The sequence below is a fragment of the Streptomyces sp. NPDC026500 genome (assembly GCF_055567635.1).
Genome location: NZ_JBVHQB010000006.1, coordinates 77,109 through 94,924, shown reverse-complemented (window position 1 = coordinate 94,924; position 17,816 = coordinate 77,109). Strand labels below are relative to the sequence as shown.

Below are 17,816 nucleotides of genomic sequence, written 5' to 3'. Positions count from 1 at the left end.
GGCGGAGTGTCTGGAACGGGGCCCCGCGGAGGGCGGGCCGGGAAGGCGCCGCCCGCTCTTCGCGGGAAGGAGGGGCTAGGATCCTTGGCCGGCCACGAGTCCCTTGGCGTCGCGGGCGAGCGCGGTCAGCCGGGAGATCGCGCGGAAGTACTTCTTGCGGTAGCCGCCGTTCAGCATCTCCTCACTGAACAGCCGGTCGAAGGGCATTCCGGAGGCGAGGACCGGCACCTCGCGGTCGTACAGCCGGTCGGCGAGCACGACGAGCCGCAGCGCCGTCGACTGGTCCGGGACGGGCTGGACGTCGGTGAGGCAGACCGCCCTGATCCCGTCGGTCAGTGCGCCGTACCGGCTGGGGTGGACGCGCGCCAGGTGGTCCAGCAGATGCGGGAAGTCGTCCAGGGACGCGCCGGAGGTGGCGTACGCCGCCTTGGTGACCTGCTCGTCGGAGAATGGGGCGGGCGCCTCGGGCAGCCCGCGGTGGCGGTAGTCCTCACCGTCGATGCGCAGCGGGCGGAAACGCGCGGACAGTCCCTGGATCTCCCGCAGGAAGTCGGCGGAAGCGAACCGGCCCTCGCCGAGCTTGCCCGGAAGCGTGTTCGAAGTGGCCGCGAGTGCGACGCCCGCGTCGACCAGCTTGCCGAGCAGGGTGGAGACGAGGACGGTGTCGCCCGGGTCGTCGAGTTCGAACTCGTCGATGCACAGGAGGCGGTGCCCGGAGAGGGTCTGCACGGTCTTCTGGAAGCCGAGCGCGCCGACCAGGTTCGTCAGCTCCACGAAGGTGCCGAACGCCTTGAGCGAGGGCTCCGCCGGGGTCGCGTGCCACAGGGAGGCGAGGAGGTGGGTCTTGCCGACGCCGTAGCCGCCGTCCAGGTAGACGCCCCGCGGGCCGGCCGGGGTCTTCGGGGCCTTGCCGAAGCCGAACAGCCTCCGCTTGGGGGCGCCGATGGCGTGGGCCCCGCCGAGCCCCCCGGCGAAGCCTTCGAGGATGCCTACGGCCTCGGTCTGGCTCGGCTGGTTCGGGTCCGGGATGTACGTGGCGAAGCGGACCGAGTCGAAGCGCGGCGGCGGCACCATCTCGGCGACGAGCCGGTCGGCGGGGACGTGCGGCTCGCGGGCGCACAGGGACAGGGGGGCCGCTTCGGCTATCGGGTCGATCGCGGAGGCGGTGGAGGTGGACGACACGGTTCCCCACTCTATGCGCCGTGCCAGACTGCACGTCATGCGACGCCTGTTCCCTGTGACCTACGAAACAGCAGCCCAGGCCTCCGCCGAGGCCTCCGAGACGGATGTGGCGGAGCGCGAGTGGGAGCTCGGTGAGCTGGCGGAGGCGTACGCCTACCCCGAGGTCCAGGGGCCCTGGCTGCGGGCCAACATGGTGTCCACGCTCGACGGCGCCGCCCAGCACGACGGGCGCTCGCAGCCCATCTCCAACGCCACCGACATGCGGATCTTCGGCGTCCTCAGGGGACTCGCGGACGTCGTGGTCGTCGGAGCGGAAACCGTACGGCAGGAGGGGTACCGGCCGGCACGCGCGCGTGAGGCCTTCGCGGCGCTCCGGGAGGCCGCCGGACAGGGCCCCGCGCCCGCGATCGCGGTGGTCACGGCGAGTCTCGACCTGGACTTCTCGCTGCCTCTCTTCGCCTCGCCCCTGGTGCCGACGCTGGTGCTGACGGGCGCCGCGGCCGCCCCGGACCGGATCGCGGCGGCCGAGCGGGCGGGCGCGCGGGTGGTGATCGCCGGGGACGGCATGGGGATCGATCCCGCCCGCGCCGTACGGGCCCTGGGCGACCTCGGGTGCACCAGACTGCTGACCGAGGGCGGGCCCCGGCTGCTGGGCCAGCTGATCGCGGCCGGTGTGCTGGACGAGATGTGTCTGACGCTGGCCCCGATGCTCGCCGCGGGCGACGCGCAGCGGATCGCCGGAGGACCCCCGGTGCAGGTCCCACGGCAGTTCGAACTAGTGTCTCTGCTGGAAGAGGCCGGGTTCCTGTACGGCCGATACCGTCGGCCCTGACCGGCGGACGGAACAGTCGGTTCCGTTTATCTTTCGCTGGGCACACTAAATCGCGCAGTCCCCGTGCGGTCACGGGGCAGGATGGTTTCCGCAGGGGCCGGGACGGCCCACGGACGAGAAGGGCGCCTGTCGTGTTCACAAGCGTATTGATGATCGAGAAGGCCCTGACGTCCGCCGACGTTGAGTTCGTCACCACCTTGCACGGTGACGAGGCGGTCGCCTTCCACGTACTGCTCCAGCCCCGGGGCGACCAGGCGGACCGGCTGCTGCGGGCCATCGACGACGTCGCGCTCGGCGAGATCGACGAGGCGACGCGCGAGGGCAGTACGCCCGAGGGCGAGGCGGCCGCCAGCCAGGGCGAGCAGGCGCTGGAGGTGTCGCTGCTGGCCCTGCGCGCGTCCGGCAGCGCGGCCGAGGGACGGCTCATCGAGGACCACCCGCTCGACGCGCTGAAGAGCCTGGTCGACGAGGTGAAGGCCGATGAGGTCATCGTGCTGACCGACCCCCACTACGTGGAGGAGTTCTTCCACCGCGACTGGGCCTCCCGGGCCCGCCACAAGGTGGGCGTGCCGGTGCTGAAGCTGTTCTCGCACAGCAAGGTGTGAGCCCGCTCCGGATTCCGGGGCCCCGTGCGGGTGGTTCGTGTGCCGCGGTGCCGAGCCCCCGGGCGCGAGTGGCGTACCCCTGAGTCCCGGCCGGGGGTACGCCCCGGGTGGTCGGGGCGCGTCAGCCGGTGTCCCTTGTGAGGCGCCGTCCGCCGCACCCAATAGGCTGGGTCCGGGTTCTCCTCGGGAGAGCGCACCCACCTTCGTACCGGATCTTGGGGAGATACACGCATGGCACCCGGCCTTCCTACCGCGATGGACCGACCGCACTTCATCGGCATCGGCGGCGCCGGGATGTCGGGCATCGCGAAGATCCTCGCGCAGCGCGGAGCGGTGGTGGCGGGCAGCGACGCGAAGGAGTCCGCCACGGCGGAGGCGTTGCGCGCGCTGGGCGCCACGGTGCACATCGGGCACGCGGCCGACCACCTCGCCCCCGACGCCACCTGCGTCGTGGTCTCCTCCGCGATCCGCGCGGACAACCCGGAGCTCGCCCGCGCGGCCGAGCTCGGTATCCCGGTGGTCCACCGCTCGGACGCCCTCGCCCGCCTGATGGACGGCCTGCGCCCGATCGCGGTCGCGGGCACCCACGGCAAGACGACCACCACGTCGATGCTGGCCGTGTCCCTGTCGTCGCTCGGCCTCTCCCCGTCGTACGCCATCGGCGGCGACCTCGACGCCCCCGGTTCGAACGCCCTGCACGGCGAGGGCGAGATCTTCGTCGCCGAGGCCGACGAATCGGACCGCAGCTTCCACAAGTACGCGCCCGAGGTCGCGATCATCCTCAACGTCGAGCTCGACCACCACGCCAACTACGCGTCCATGGAAGAGATCTACGAGTCCTTCGAGACGTTCGTGGACCGCGTCGCCGAGGGCGGCACGCTGGTGATCTCGGCGGACCACGAGGGCGCCCGCGAGCTGACCCGCCGCGTCACCGGCCGTGACGTGCGCGTGGTGACGTACGGCGACGCCGCCGACGCGGACGTCCGGGTGCTCTCCGTGGTCCCGCAGGGCCTGAAGAGCGAGGTGACGGTCCTGCTGGACGGCGCCGAGCTGACCTTCGCGGTCTCGGTCCCCGGCCGCCACTACGCGCACAACGCGGTGGCCGCGCTGGCCGCGGGTGTCGCCCTGGGCATCCCGGCCGCCGAGCTGGCCCCCGCGCTCGCCTCCTACACCGGAGTGAAGCGCCGCCTCCAGCTGAAGGGCGAGGCGGCCGGCGTCCAGGTCATCGACTCCTACGCGCACCACCCGACCGAGATGACCGCCGACCTGGAGGCCATGCGGGCCGGCGCCTCGGGCCGCATCCTCGTGGTCTTCCAGCCCCACCTGTTCTCCCGCACCCAGGAGCTGGGCAAGGAGATGGGCGAGGCCCTGTCGCTGGCTGACGCCTCGGTCGTCCTGGACATCTATCCGGCCCGCGAGGACCCGATCCCCGGTGTCACCAGCGAGCTGATCCTCCGGGCGGCACGGGCCGCGGGCGCCGAGGTGACCCCGGTCCACGACAAGGCCGAGGTGCCGTCCGTCGTCGCGGGAATGACGAAGCCCGGTGATCTCGTTCTCACCATGGGCGCGGGCGACGTGACGGATCTCGGACCGGAGATCCTCGCCCGGCTGTCCGAATGACCGTGGCCCCCAGTGGGCGGGCCTCCTTGAGCGTGAGGGGTTGAGCTTCATGTCGTACGACATCGAAAAGCCGGACGAGCAGTGGCGCGCGGAGCTGACCCCGGCCGAGTACGCGGTGCTGCGCAAGGCGGGCACCGAGCCCGCCTTCACCGGTGAGTACACCGACACCAAGACGACGGGTGTCTATTCGTGTCGCGCCTGCGGCGCCGAACTCTTCACCTCCACGGAGAAGTTCGAGTCGCATTGCGGCTGGCCGTCCTTCTACGACCCGAAGGACTCCGACGCCGTCGAGCTGATCCAGGACCGCTCGCACGGCATGACGCGCACCGAGGTGCGCTGCGCCCGCTGCGGATCGCACCTCGGCCATGTCTTCGAGGGCGAGGGGTACGCGACCCCGACGGACCAGCGGTACTGCATCAACTCGATCTCGTTGCGGTTGGCTCCGGACGAGGGCTGAGCCGGTCCGCTTTCCGGTGCCGGAACCACTTTCCGGTGCCGGAACCATCTGTTCTGCCGGTAGGCGCTCCCGGACGGTTCCACGCAGGTGTGGGTCGGCTGCGCGCCCACCGGCGCTGCGACGACCCGGCGTCCGGCGTCGGCAATCACGAATCATGCTGTGGACAGCGCCGCTTCTCCGTCCTCGCCCGCCGGCTTCCGTGCTTCGCCCGCCGAGCCTGAGCCGCGCGCCGGGGCAGCGTTCATGAGACCTGCCTCAGGTGCCGGGTGAGTTTCTGGAGTGTCTTCCAGGTCCGGGGCTCGGATCCGTCGCCGAGTGGGTAGTGGACGGCGGGTTCGGCCGGGGGGCCGAGCCGGGTGGGGGTGAGGCCGAGGGATGGGTGGAGGGCCTGGGCGAGGCCGATGTCCCGGACCGCTTCGGAGCCCAGTGTGAAGGAGACGGGGATGGGCGGGGTCTCGAATTGCGGGGCGGTCGTCAGGTCGCGGCGGGCCGTCCGGAGTGAGGTGAGCATGCTGGTGAGGCCGTTCTTCGCGGCGAGGGTCTCGGCTAGCGGCTCGATCGAGGAGAGTGGCGGGGTCTCGTCCTTGCCGTAGCCGAGGGTGAGGGTGATGTCCTCCTCGACTCCTGCCGGGGTGCGGGTGATGCGGACGGTGGCGATGGCCGGCCGGTCGGGGTGGCCGACGGCCACAAGCCAGGTCGGCCGGGGTGCGCGGGCGCGGGCCAGGTCAGTCAACTGGCGGCTGGACCAGGGGAGATTGACGGGTTCGGCGGTGCTCCATCCGGCGGGCGGGGTGCCGGTCAGGGTGTGCCAGGCGGTCTCCAGCGCGCGGCCGAGGATCAGGTCTTCGTCGGCGGGGTGGCGGGTGCGCAGGGAGAGGATCAACTGGCGTTCGCCGGTGTCGCCGTTGGACGCGAAGGCCTTTGCGACCGAGGCCGAGCCGTTCTCGTCGATGACCGGGGTGAAGGTGCCGCCCTTCCAGTGGAGTACGACGCCGGACAGGCCGTCGTAGTAGCCGTGGTCGGGGTCCTGGACGACCCAGCGGTTGGGGTGGCCGTGCAGGGCGGTGCGGGTGGCCAGAGTGAGGCGGGTGGTCGGTGGGGTGACGATCTGCAGGGCACGGTCGTCGGCGGTCGCTGCGCGCAGGGCGTCGGTGAGCCAGCTGGTCATGGTGACGAGGGGGCGGTCCTGGATGACCACGGCGGCCTTGGCGGTGAGGACGTCCACTGCCGGGACCGAGGCGGCGGGGACGGGGACCGCAGCGATGTCCGCGGTGAGCGGAACGACGTCGGTGGAGGCCGCTTCCGGGGGCCAGACGGTGCCGCCCAGGACGACGGCGAGGCGTCCGGCGAAGGAGCCCGCCAGTTGGCCGCCTTCCGCGACGCCGGTGGAGGCGCGGGCCTCGGTCCACCACACCGGGCTTTCCGGGAGGTCCGTGTCGGTGCCGAGGAGGCGGGCGGTTTCGCCGGGGACCTGGACCAGGACGGGCGCCTCCACGGAGACGAGGGGGCGGCCGTCCGGGGCGCAGAGCTGGATGACGGCACCGTCGGCCAGGGTGTTCACGCCGAGGTCGGGGCCGCCGGCGTAGAGGCCCGCGAGGAGCGTGCGCAGGTCCGGCATCCGCGGGGTGAGGGCGATGACGTCCTTGGTCACGGAGCGGATCCCGGCCCTTCGTCTGCTTCGTCGGTCAGGGCGGTCTGGATGAGCTGGTGGTGGCGGCCCCGGCGGACGAGGGTGCCGCGGCCGGACGGTTGCGGGGAGGCGTACAGGCCGGGGAAGAGCTGGCCTTCGGTGCGGTCGCCGGTCATGAGGAGGGCAGTGGTGCCCGTCTCGCGCAGGGTGGTCAGCAGCGGCTCGTACAGAGCGCGGGATGATCCGGCGGTGCGGCGGGCGATGACGAAGTGAAGGCCGATGTCCTGGGCGGAGGAGATGTACGGCAGGAAGGGGGCCAGGGGCTGCTGGCCGGCGGTGGTGAGGATGTCGTAGTCGTCGACCAGGATCACAATGCGTGGTCCGTTGAACGAGGGCTCCGTTCCGACCGCGTCGGGGTCCGCTGTCTCGGGCAGACGCTTTTCCAGCTCGGTGGCGATGCCGGTGGCCAGCGCGGCGGCCAGCTTCGCGTTGTGGGCGTAGCCGCCGCGGTACGGCTCCGGAACGACGCCGCGCAGGCCGCGCCGCGGGTCGAAGACACCGAATACCAGTTCCTCGTCTCCGTACCGGTCGATGAGTTGACCGGCTATCAGTGTCAGCAGGTTGGTCTTTCCGCACTCGTTGTCGCCCAGGATCAGCAGGTGCTGATCGCTCCCGAAGAGGTCCAGGAGAACCGGCGCGAGTGCTTCCTGGTCCACGCCGATGGGAACCGTCCCGGGTGCGGCGGCAGGCGACGGGAGTTTCGCCATGGGGAGCCGCGTCGGAAGCACCCGCACGGGGGCGGCGACGTCACCGTGCCAGCCCGCGCGGATCGTGCGGGCGGTCCGTTCCAGGGCGGAGGCGAGGTCGCCCGAGCCGGGGCGGCCGTCGATGCGGGGTAGCGCGACCTGCGCGAACAGTTTTCCGTCGGTCAGCACCCGGCCCGGCACATCGGGTGCCAGCGTCTCGGACAGTTTGCGGTCGATGGACGAGTCGGCCGGATCGTTGAGCCTCAGTTCGACCCGGGTGCCGAACATCGACTGGGTGGCGATGCGGACGTCGTTCCAGCGCAGCATTCCGGCGACGATGTGGATGCCGTAGCCGCCGCCGCGCTTGAGGAGATCGGCGACGGCGTCGTCGAGTTCGGCGAACTCGTCGCGCAGCGCGCCGAACCCGTCGACGAGCAGGACGATGTCGGTCGAGCCGAGCTGCGACAGCTCGCCCTGGGCGCGCAGGTGGCGTAGCTGGTCGACGGAGTCGATGGCGTGCGTGCGGAAGACTTCCTCACGCTCGGCGAGCATGGTGCGGACCTCGGCGACGGTCCGGGCGGCTCGTTCGTGGTCGGCGCGCCCGGCGATACCGCCGACGTGCGGCAGACCGGCCAGCGCGGACAGGCCGCCACCGACCAGGTCGAGGCCGTAGACGGCGACGTCGTACGGGGTGTGGGTGAGCGACAGGGAGAGGGCGAGGGTGCGCAACAGGGTGGTCTTGCCGGACTGTGGGCCGCCGATGACGGCCGTGTGGCCGCCGGCGACGGTCAGGTCCAGCAGCCAGGGCTGCTGCCACTGCTTGGCCGGGTCGTCCAGGGTGCCCAGCGGCACGCGCATCGCGCCGTCGCGGTGCGCGAGACGGAGGCCGTTCGCGTCGGCTTCGAGGGGACCGGCCGCCGTGTCGAGGGTGACGGCGTCGGGCAGCGGAGGCAGCCAGATCCGGCGTACCGGCGGTGCGGCGGCGGCGAGTTGGCCGACGATGACCGACATCACCGTCGGCCCGGTCTCGCGTTCTGTGGCGGCGGGCTCCTCCGCGGCATCCGCAGGGGATGCGCCGAGCGTGCTGTACATCGGATACGGCGACGCAAGCGGCTCGCCGTCCCGTTCATCGGGCAGGGCCGGGCCGCGGTAGGCGCCGGAGACGTAGCCCGCCTTGAAGCGTTCGTAGGTGGATGTGTCGACCTTCAGATAGCCGAAGCCCGGCAGCGGCGGCAGATGGAAGGCGTCAGTGGTGTCCAGTACGGTGCGCGACTCGTCGGCGGAGAAGGTGCGCAGGCCCAGGCGGTACGACAGATACGTGTCCAGACCCTTGAGCTTGCCGCCTTCGATGCGCTGGCTGGACAGCAGCAGGTGGACGCCGATGGAGCGGCCGATGCGGCCGATGGACAGGAACAGGTCGATGAAGTCCGGCTTGGCGGTGAGGAGTTCGCCGAACTCGTCGATGACGACGAACAAGTGCGGAAGGGGCTCCAGGTCTGGGCGTCGGGTGGCGCGCAGAGCGGTGTAGTGGCCGATGTCGGCGATGTTGCCCGCGTCCCTGAGTACCTGCTGACGGCGCTTGACCTCACCGGCGAGGCTGCTGTGGACGCGTTCGACGAGTCCCGCCTGGTTCTCCAGATTGGTGATCACGCCGGCCACGTGCGGGAGTTCGGTGAACGGAGCGAAGGTGGCGCCGCCCTTGTAGTCGACCAGGACGAGGGCAAGGTCCTCGGGGGAGTGGGTGGTGGTGAGTGCGAGGACGAGGGTGCGCAGCAGTTCACTCTTGCCGGAACCGGTCGCGCCCACGCACAGTCCGTGCGGACCCATCCCGAGCTCGGAGGACTCCTTCAGGTCCAGCAACACCGCCCTGTGACGGTCTGTCAGGCCGATGGGGACGCGCAGGAACGCTCGTTCACTGCGGGGCGCCCACAGTTTTTCGATGTCGAGTGCCGCAGGGTCGTCGATGCCCAGCAGGCCGGGGAAGTCCACCGGCCCGGAGACGGGGGCGCCCTCGGCCGCGGACTCCACCGACAACCTGAGCGGGGCCAGCATCCGGGCCAGGCCCTCCGCGCCCGCGACGCTCACGGCATCCGACGAGCCGTGTGCCACCGTCGACGTCTCGCGCAGGTCCTCCACGGTGATCCGGTCGCCTTCGACGGTGACACGGACCGACACCTGATCCGGCTCGTGCACCTGCTGCTCCAAGAGGTGCAGCACGGTCACGCCCATGTCAGGAAGATCAACCGCCGTGTCGGGGAGGGGTAGTTCGGCAGCCGTCCCGCCGTGCTCGTCGCTGACGATCAGCAGCCGACCGGCCAGCCGTAGCGCGCCGCGGTCCGACAGCCCGCGCCGGACCTCCGCCGCGTACGAGGCGCGCCGACTAAGATCATCGCGGCACTGTGCCGCCAGCTGGGTGAGACTCGGCGCGATCCGGCGGGCGGCGACCGGACCGTCGTGCTCTCCTGCGTCGAGCACGTGGGGCAGCCACTTGGCCCACTCCCACGCGGCCAGCCGGTCGCCGGGTATGCCGAGCGCGACGGCCACGTCGTCCGGGGCGTGCGTGACCGCGGTCTGGATCAACAACGCGCGGGCAACTCGCAGCACACCCTCGCGGTCCCCGACAACGCTGACGTTGCCCGCCCGGTCCAGGGGCACGGTGAGCGGGAAGTCCGTTGCCACACCGAACCGGTTCTGCAGGGAGCGGGCCTCGTTGAGCATGAACGGGTCCGGCGGGGTCAATACTCCGCCCGCGCTGTTCTGCCCGACCCTCAGCTCCTGCACCGGTACGTCGCCGGTGCCCACCCGCACCCGCAGGAAGTCCGCGTCCTGGCGGCGCCGCTCCCACAACCGCGCGGGATCGCGTACGAGGTCGTACAGAGCCTCGGGCGGCGGATTGAGCAACTGCGACTGCCGACGCCGCTCCCGCTCACCGGTACCGAGCTCGTCGCGCAACTCCTCCAGATAGTCGAGATACCGCTCGCGCTGGGTCCGCCGGGTGCGTTGTGCCTTGCCTCGCTGCGACAGGAACAGCGCCACCGCGCCCAGCAACGCGACGACCAGCACGAGCGCGCCGAGGGCGGCGAACTGGCTGTTGCGGATGATCGTCATCATCACGACCGAGCTGATGACCCCGGCCATCGGCAGCAGCGCGGTCGCCGCGTTGCCGATCTTGCCCTCGGGCAGGTTCGGCGGCGGCTCGATGGTGCGCGCCTCGGCGGGGGAGAGCGCACGCGTGGAGCGCGCGGGCCGGTGGACGAGGTGCTGTGTCACGGACGGGCCTTTTCTCGAACGGGTCCTGAAGCCTGGCTCGTGCTCATCGCGCCCTCACCGACCGATGCATCGCCTCCGCCGCGAGGCGGACGGCGGCGTGACGGGTGGCCCGGCCCAGCATGGCGGTGTGGATGGGGCCTCCCTGGGCCAGATGCCGGTCGTAGGGGAGGAGCACGACGGGCACGCCCGCCTCCCGCAGGTGTGTGGCGGCCGCGTTCTCGTCGAGCGTGGCGTCGGGGGAGCTCGCGGACAGCGCCACCACGGTGCCGGCCAGCGCGGAGTGCGGCAGCTGGGCCAGCCAATCCAGCACCTGCCGGGTGCCGTTGACGCCCTCAGCGGTCATCGGGGCGACCACCACCCGGGCATGCGCGGTGTCCATCGCCGTACGGGCCACCTCGCCGGGCAGCGTCTCGCAGTCCACCACCGTCACCGCGAAGTAGCGCCGCAGCGCCAGCGTGACCGTGCGGTAGGTACGTACGTCCATCGGCGCGCCGACGCGTCCCTGGCTCGCGGGCAGCAACCAGCCTCCGTCTGTCACCGGAACCAAGTAGCCCGTGACATCGGTGAGTTGCATCGCGGGAGTGAGAATCTGCGCGAGGTCCGTACACGACCAGCGCACCGATTCCGCGCCCATCCGCACCGGCAGCGTACCGAGTGCGGCGTCCGCTTCCAGGGTGAGCACCGGATCGTGCCGGTAGTGGTTGAAGGTGCGCCCCAGCAGGGCGGAGACGGTCGACTTGCCCACCCCGCCACGGATCGAAGTCACCGCAATGACACGTCCGGTGGTGACCGGCTGCTGCAACTCCCGTGCTATTCGCGTCTCTTCGGCGACGTCCTGGGAGGCAGGCGTGGTGAGGTCACGGAGCGTGCGTCCGGTCCGGCGGGTCACGGAATCGCCGTGCCGGGGTCGCCCCAGGGCGTGCGCCAGACGGGGGTCGACGGTCGGCACGGACTCCGGGGCGTGCAGGGGAAGGCGGGGATCACGGGGTGCTCGGACGGCGGGTTCCGAATGTGGAACGGGGGTGGCGTGCCGAGGGAAACCCGGGGAGGCAGCCGGACCCGCGTCTTCGCGTGGTTCAGGGTCTGAGTGCATCGGTCGGGGCCCCGCGCCGGGCGCGGTGGACTCAGGGGTGAGTGCGGCCGCTTCTTCCGTTGTGACGTGCTGCCCCAACTGCCGCAGCACGTCGCTCTGCCAGTCCCCTCGCTCACTCATGACGTCCCCTTAGGCGAAGGTGTCGAGCAGACGCCCGTACACACCGAACGCCCCGATGACGAGCGGGAACAGGGCGATGATTCCCACCGACTCGAGCACGTCGCCGAAGCGCCGCAGCCGCACCCGCACATGCTCCGCGGGCTGCACCGCCAACACGATCAGGGGCAGGACGGCCAGCGTGACGAGCACGGCCAACGACCCCACGGCGTCGGAGTGCTTCTGCCACACCACGATGAGCCGGACGGCGAGAACGGCACCGGCCCCGAACAATGCCACGACCTCGGCGACGAGCGGGAAGGCGCGTGCGCGCAGTGCCAGAACGACCGTGACGAGCACGGCGAGCAACACGGTCCACGTCGAAGGTGCCCGCAGTACGAGAAGCCCCGCCGCCATGGCCGAGACGGCCAGGGCGATCGTGGCGAGAGCCAGACCACGATGAGTGGCGGTCAGGGCGGTGCCCACCTGATATCGGCTCACGGACGTGCCGCTGGAGCGCCGGTCGTCCAGCCCGGACAGACCGGACGCCATGAGCGCGAGGCGCGGAAGCACGCCGAGGGCGACAACCGAGACGACGCTCAGCAACGCGCCCGCCCGGGCCTGCTCCACCGGCGTAGCCGCGCCCGACTGGAGAGCCACCGCCATCTGCCAGCAGAGGACACAACCGACCACTGCGACGGCACCGACGAGCCCACCGCGGCCCAGCGGCGTGAAGCGGCCGAGCAGGAGCAGCGTTGCGACGAAGGCACCCCCCACGGCGGCCAACCGCACCGCGCCGGACCAGGCATGGGCATCGGCCAGCGTCCATACGCCGAGCGCACCGAGGGCTCCCCCGGTGACGAGGAGTGTGGCGGCCAGGCCACGTTGCGCGGCCCGCCCGAAGAGGGCCCCCGCGAGCGCGGACAGTGCGGCGATGGTCAGCAGAGCGCTGCCTACGACCGACAGCGCGAACTCTGTGCGGGCCAGGAACCCGGCGACGACGGCCCAGCCGACCGTGGCCCCTCCCGCGATGACGCGCCGGTACGCAGGGCTCCACCGCCATGCGCGTACGTTCAGATCGTCAGCGGCCTCATCGGTGACGTCGTGCACCACGGGTGCCGCGGGAGCGTCCTCCAGCCGCACGAGCCGCAGGACGGCGCCGTCCGGGATTCCGGCCGATTCCAGCGTGCTGTCGTGCGCGAGCGCCGAGCCCTCCGCGGTGACGAGATGCCGCAACTCGGGCCGGGCCGAAACCCGATCGTCCAGCAGCCGCATCACTTCGGGCAGGAGCAGCCCAACTGGTTCCTGGGAGGGGAGGACGAGATCGACACGCCGCTTCTCGCCGATCAGAGTGACCCGGCTCAAAGCGGTCCGGTTCGGCGTCGTACGGCTCAGGGACCCCGCAGATATCACGCGTTCGAACCTATCATCGAGTTTATCGGGTGGAAGGCGACGAAGGCGCCGCGGAAGGTGAGGCAGGCGAGGAAGCGGGCACAGACGTGCCGTACGGGCTCTTCCCGATGACCCGGTGCGAAACGAACGACCAGCCCACGCACCCGGCACACAACACCGCCGCGACCACGATCCCGGCGAACGCCTTTCCCAACCGCTCGTCCACCGAACGCCGTTGGCGTTGCGAACCGAACAGGACGGCATCCCGGAGCCGCCGGCGCCGAACCGACACCGACTCCAGCAATTGGCTGTCGTAGTCCTGGGCTGCCACAGGTATGCGTTGTCCGTTTCAGTTCTCAGAGTGAGGTCTCGGATGTCAGGTGGCGTACTCGCCCACCCAGTTGCGCTGCAGAAGGGCTTTGGGCAGGTACTCGGACTCGACCTCGATGGGGAAGTCGTTGTCGTAGGCCATGCAGGCGATGGCGAGTGGGCCGAGAGCGACCAGGCCGTCGCTGCTCAGGGATCGTGCTTCGTCGCCGGTCCAGTACTGCTTGTGCCAGGTGAGGGCTTGGACCAGTGACCTGTTGAACTCATCGGTCTCTTGACGGTTGTAGAGCTGGAAGAGCTCGAGTGGCGGATACAGGAGCATCAGCATGGTGTCCCTGTCGGCGGCCTGGGCCAATTCGGGGTCTGTGCCTTTGACCGCAGCGACCAGTTTGTCCCAGGTGTTGGCAGCCTGGCCGTGCCAGTAACTCTGCAGAGCCTCCACCCAGTCGTAGGTGTACTCGTCGAACAGAGCGCCGGACGCACGAAGGAACGACACAGGTACTTGCATCAGCCGGTCGAGGCGCTCATTCTCACGGCAGATCACCGCCAGGTAGACCGAGGTGATCCAGGCTCCCGCGTGCGTATAGGACGTCGGGCCGGTCGCCGGGAGGTTCTTCACCTGTCCGGTGCTTCCGATACGGCAGGGGACGGGGCCTTCGGCTGCCGTGGCCGAGTCGAACAAGGCGGAGCCGACCTGCATGGCCGTGACCCACGCCTCCCATGTTTCGAAATTACCCGCGTACGGATCCGTCAAGCAGTACGACTCGGCCACCGTCAGGGAACTGCCCAGGGCCCGGGAACGGGACATCTCCGACTCTTCGAGCCGATTGAGCATGCGACCGAGACTCTCGACGCGCGCGGCATTGCCCTCCGCCGCAACGCTCTCTACGGGGAAGCCGTGGCGGGAAACGCTCGTGGCCACTGGATCTCTCCTCTAGTAAATCTTGAAATGCTCCAGCACGGCACCAGCGTACGAGGTGCCCGCGTGGTCGTTCGCCTTCGCCAGGACGTACTGCAGCTTGCCCTTCTCCAGGGCCTCGGACAGGTCGTCCGCGATCCTGACGTCCTCTGGGCCTCGTTTCCACATCTCCTCGAGGATCGTTTCCACGTACAGCTTGGTGCCCTGCTTGACGCGCATGCCTCTGGCCGCATCGCCAGCCCCGTTGCGCCAGTCGAGTTCCCCCTTGGGTGCCTTCGCCTCGACTATCAGGTAATCGCCATTATTGCCGAGCTTGTACACCTGGTCGAACATGTTGGAGCCGTTTGCTGTCTTCGGGAGTTCGACCCACTCGGCGTTGGGGAACTCGTGTGGAGTGACGTGTAGTTCGGCAGCCTTCTCGCCGAGTTTCTCCGATATCTTGCTGTTGTTCGGCAGGTCGCCGAGCTGTTGGTGATAGGCGTTCTGGGCTTCTTCCAAGGCCTTCTTCGCCGCAGCGGACGGACTGTCCTCGAATGCTTTTTCCGCCCTGGTGAGGTCCATGGACACCTTGCGGTTCTTCGTCGCCTCGTCGAGATCCGAGCGATGTGCGGGGTCGACGGAGTTCGGGCTGAGTTGCGTCCGGCCGTGCCTGATCTCGGATGGCCCGCTCGGCAGGTCATGCGCGGCGACCCACTTGCCTCCAGCGTTCTTGGCCAGTTGGGGGAGCTCGACCCCATCCACCAACTTTGTGGTGCCGTCCGCATTCAACAGGTGCCTACGGCGACCCAATTTGTCGTAGTGCTCCTCGAACCACGTCCGGTCCGGGTCGTTGGCCTTCCTGATGTGCTCGTCCTGGATCTGCTTCCGCTCTGCGGCGGTCAGCTCCCGCTCTCCGCCGTGGCCGCCGTTTCCGGTGCCCTCGTTCGTATGGTGCGCAGGCGGGACGGCCCCGTCGCCTGCGTGGTCCGCGCCGCCCACGGCGTCGTCGCCCGCCCGGCCGACGTCGTGGCCACCGCTTCCATGGCCTTCAGATCCCGTGCCGACATGGCCGTTGCCGACCGGCCCCACACCGGACCTCGGGGTCCCGGGGCCGACGGGGTGCGAGGTCCCGGTCCTGCCGGATGCTTCCCCGACGTGAGTCGTGGCTCCGGGGGTGCGTGAGGCAGCGCCGACCCCGGCGGGCTCCCGCTGTTGCGCGGGTGCCTCCTCCGGGGTGGCCCGCGTCTCCGCGGCGGCTTCCTGACGCGGCGTGTCCCCGACGACGTTGCCGTGCTTGTCGACGGGGATGAACTTGCCGTCCTCGATGAGGACTTTGGAGCCGTCGCCGAGTTCGATGACGCTGTGGAGGCGCTGGGAGTCCGCCGACGCACCCATGCCGGTGCGGATTCCGGCGGTGAGCTCGGAGAGCTTGGGCAGTGTGCCGATGGCCTTGCCGGTCGCTTTGAGGCCGACGGCGACCGGGTCGATGTATTCGCCGATTCTGGCGGCGACGCCGGCGCCCTTGGCAACCGCGCCGATTTCGCCCCCCTTGGCTGCGACGGCCAGGGGGCCGGCGCCGAGGGTCAGACCGTTGAAGACCACCGTTGCCGCGGCGCGGGCAGGGTTTTCGCTCCACATGTCCCAGGCGACCATGGATTTGGCGAAGTCCCTGGCGGCCTTCTTCTGCCGGACCTCCGTGGCGCTCTCCTTGTCCGGGCCGATCGCCCAGTCCATGAGCGCGTCGTACGGTGCCACGGTGTACTGGCCGATCCCACCGACGACATCCCCGAGATGCCCCCAGGCGTCCCCGGCCGCGTCCGTACCGTTCCAGCCGACCAGGGTGCCCAGTCCCTTGATGCCGCCCCAGACGTTGTCGATGACGATGCCGTCCCAGAAGAAGCTCTTGGCCCAGTAACCGACCTCCCACGCGTGGTGGGACTCGCTTTCCGGGGCGCCCCAGGGCGTCTTCTTGGCGTGCTTGAGGACGTCGAGGTCGTAGCCGTACATCACCGTCTTCTTGTCGACGGTGTGGTGGCCGTCGTCGACCACGAACTCCGGCCCGCCGACGAGGGCCGAGATCTTGGTGGCGGCCCGGCGCTCGGCCTCCCGGAATGCGCTCTCTGCGGCGGCGACACCGTCCATGAGCTCCTGGTGACGGTGGATCTTGTCACCGTCGTACGTCCAGTCGTCGTCGCCCTCGACGCTGTCCACGAATGCGAAGGCATCCGTCTTGAGCCGGGCGAGTTTCTGGGCGAGCGGACGGGCCTCGACGGAGTACGTGTCCAGCGCGTCCGCGACCGTCTCCAGTTTGGCGGCGAAGGCATCCGCCTTGTCCATCACCGGTCGAGTGGTGGCGAACAGGTCGTCGGCCTCCGGCGCGGTGTAGAACGCCTCCAGCATCTGGAACCGTGAGTGCACGTCCATGCCGCCGTCGCGGATCCCGATGGCGTCGCCGCGCAACCCGGAGGTGTCCTTGTCCAGTTGGTCGAAGTGGCCGGTGAACTGGGGTATGGCCGACGGCTCGATCACTTGGCGCCGCCCTCATCGCCCTTGCCGCCCTGACCCGGCAGATCGACCTTCGGTGCGCCGAGCGCCTTGTGCTCGGCCTGGGCGGCCATCTCGAGATCCCCGGCAAGGTAGTACGCGGTAGCCTCTCGCGCTCCGTTGACCGACTTCGCCGCCCGCGCGCCGAGAAACAGCACGTCACCGGCGGTCTTCTCGACGAAGATGGCCAGCGCAGCGCCGATCGCCCCGGTCGGCGCTGCTCCGCAGTAGGGACCGCTGATGGTGCCGGCGGAACCGGCCGCGCTCTCCACATCCGTGCCGTACGCCTTGACGTTTTTGGCCACGTCGTCCATCGCGTCCGCGACCAGCGAGGTCACGAACTCGACTCCGGACGACGAGATGTCCCACCCCGACATGCCAAACCCCCGTGGAAACGTTCCTGTCTGCTACGGCTCCGGCCGTCAGCCGATGTTGTCGACGGCTGCCCGTGCCTTGGCCATGGTCGACTGGGCGGTGCCGTCGTTCTGCTCGAGCGTGGTGCGTACGAGGCGGATGATGTCGCGGACCTCGTTCGCGGCGCGGTTCCAGCGGATTTCCTTGCCGTGGTACTCGTCGGCGACACCGTCGGCGGTGAAGTCGGCCATCGCGGCCTGCACCGCGCGGTCGCGGTCTCCGAGGACGCGCTCCAGCTCGCCGATGACGCCCTGCAGGCTCCCCTGCACCTCGGTGGAGGCGCCGGTGTCGTACGAGCGCCGGTCCTGGTTCTGCCCCATGGTCGAGTTCCCCCTGTGTCTGCTCAACGAGCGCCGAAGCGGGCGGCGTCGAAATTGGACTGGCCCATGTTCTGATGGGCGTTGTCCTCCTGCTCCAGGTCGCCGGAGCCGAACGCGGTGTCCATACCGCCCTGGCCGCCAAGAATCGCGCCCAGCGACCCGTTCAACGCGTTCGTGATCTCGTCCGTGTGCGCCTTGAAAGAGTCGAACGCGGCCTTGCCCGCTCCGTTGAACTTTCCCTCCAGCGGCTCCGCCGCCTGGACGAGCCACTGGATCAGCGTGCCCAGGTCCTCCGTCGAACCGACCGTGCTCTTGCCGAGATCCGCCAGGGTCGACGACCCCATGTCGAACTTCATTCACCCGCCCCCGTGTCGATCGTCCTTGCATGTC

15 protein-coding genes are annotated in these 17,816 nt (G+C 70.0%); 4 read left to right on the top strand and 11 right to left on the bottom strand.

The window, feature by feature from the left end:
* Positions 1-75: 75 nt before the first annotated feature.
* Positions 76-1,221, bottom strand: coding sequence for a cell division protein ZapE (zapE, locus tag ACZ4N5_RS13355; protein ID WP_467757218.1), 1,146 nt, complete (start codon positions 1,219-1,221; stop codon positions 76-78).
* On the opposite strand from zapE, the gene ACZ4N5_RS13350 reads away from it, so the two are divergent.
* From ACZ4N5_RS13350 to msrB, 4 genes are all read left to right on the top strand, one after another.
* On the top strand, positions 1,220-2,014 hold the full coding sequence (locus tag ACZ4N5_RS13350) for a pyrimidine reductase family protein (protein WP_467757217.1): 795 nt from the start codon (positions 1,220-1,222) through the stop codon (positions 2,012-2,014). The genes zapE and ACZ4N5_RS13350 overlap by 2 nt on opposite strands.
* 131 nt (positions 2,015-2,145) lie before the next feature.
* Positions 2,146-2,619 (top strand): indole-3-glycerol phosphate synthase, encoded by a 474-nt coding sequence (locus tag ACZ4N5_RS13345; RefSeq protein ID WP_467757216.1) that lies wholly within the window; start codon positions 2,146-2,148, stop codon positions 2,617-2,619.
* 231 nt (positions 2,620-2,850) lie between these two features.
* Complete coding sequence (gene murC, locus ACZ4N5_RS13340) at positions 2,851-4,239, top strand: UDP-N-acetylmuramate--L-alanine ligase (RefSeq protein ID WP_467757215.1); 1,389 nt, start codon at positions 2,851-2,853, stop codon at positions 4,237-4,239.
* Positions 4,240-4,288: 49 nt separating this feature from the next.
* Positions 4,289-4,696 carry a peptide-methionine (R)-S-oxide reductase MsrB gene (msrB, locus tag ACZ4N5_RS13335; RefSeq protein WP_467757214.1) on the top strand — a complete coding sequence of 136 codons (408 nt, stop codon included), beginning with the start codon at positions 4,289-4,291 and terminating at the stop codon, positions 4,694-4,696.
* Positions 4,697-4,937: 241 nt separating this feature from the next.
* On the opposite strand, the gene ACZ4N5_RS13330 is transcribed toward msrB, so the two are convergent.
* The 10 genes from ACZ4N5_RS13330 to ACZ4N5_RS13285 form a co-directional block, all read right to left on the bottom strand.
* Positions 4,938-6,347 (bottom strand): DUF6177 family protein, encoded by a 1,410-nt coding sequence (locus ACZ4N5_RS13330; protein ID WP_467757213.1) that lies wholly within the window; start codon positions 6,345-6,347, stop codon positions 4,938-4,940.
* Positions 6,344-10,342 (bottom strand): type VII secretion protein EccCa, encoded by a 3,999-nt coding sequence (gene eccCa, locus ACZ4N5_RS13325; protein WP_467757212.1) that lies wholly within the window; start codon positions 10,340-10,342, stop codon positions 6,344-6,346. The genes ACZ4N5_RS13330 and eccCa overlap by 4 nt, the downstream gene beginning before the upstream one ends.
* A 43-nt stretch (positions 10,343-10,385) precedes the next feature.
* The gene (locus ACZ4N5_RS13320) at positions 10,386-11,231 is read right to left on the bottom strand and encodes a type VII secretion protein (protein WP_467757211.1); all 846 of its coding nucleotides are present in this window, start codon (positions 11,229-11,231) and stop codon (positions 10,386-10,388) included.
* 333 nt (positions 11,232-11,564) lie between these two features.
* Positions 11,565-12,944 carry a type VII secretion integral membrane protein EccD gene (gene eccD / locus ACZ4N5_RS13315; protein ID WP_467757210.1) on the bottom strand — a complete coding sequence of 460 codons (1,380 nt, stop codon included), beginning with the start codon at positions 12,942-12,944 and terminating at the stop codon, positions 11,565-11,567.
* A gap of 22 nt (positions 12,945-12,966) precedes the next feature.
* Positions 12,967-13,254 carry a hypothetical protein gene (locus ACZ4N5_RS13310; protein ID WP_467757209.1) on the bottom strand — a complete coding sequence of 96 codons (288 nt, stop codon included), beginning with the start codon at positions 13,252-13,254 and terminating at the stop codon, positions 12,967-12,969.
* 45 nt (positions 13,255-13,299) lie between these two features.
* Positions 13,300-14,172, bottom strand: a complete 873-nt coding sequence (locus ACZ4N5_RS13305; protein WP_467757208.1) for an immunity 49 family protein — start codon at positions 14,170-14,172, stop codon at positions 13,300-13,302.
* 12 nt (positions 14,173-14,184) lie between these two features.
* Positions 14,185-16,677 (bottom strand): hypothetical protein, encoded by a 2,493-nt coding sequence (locus ACZ4N5_RS13300; protein WP_467757207.1) that lies wholly within the window; start codon positions 16,675-16,677, stop codon positions 14,185-14,187.
* Positions 16,674-17,069, bottom strand: coding sequence for a DUF6507 family protein (locus ACZ4N5_RS13295; RefSeq protein ID WP_467757206.1), 396 nt, complete (start codon positions 17,067-17,069; stop codon positions 16,674-16,676). The genes ACZ4N5_RS13300 and ACZ4N5_RS13295 overlap by 4 nt, the downstream gene beginning before the upstream one ends.
* A 45-nt stretch (positions 17,070-17,114) precedes the next feature.
* The gene (locus ACZ4N5_RS13290) at positions 17,115-17,426 is read right to left on the bottom strand and encodes a pore-forming ESAT-6 family protein (protein WP_467757205.1); all 312 of its coding nucleotides are present in this window, start codon (positions 17,424-17,426) and stop codon (positions 17,115-17,117) included.
* A 23-nt stretch (positions 17,427-17,449) separates the two neighbouring features.
* Entirely contained in the window at positions 17,450-17,782 is a 333-nt protein-coding gene (locus tag ACZ4N5_RS13285; protein WP_467757204.1) for a hypothetical protein, read from the bottom strand.
* Positions 17,783-17,816 lie beyond the last annotated feature (34 nt).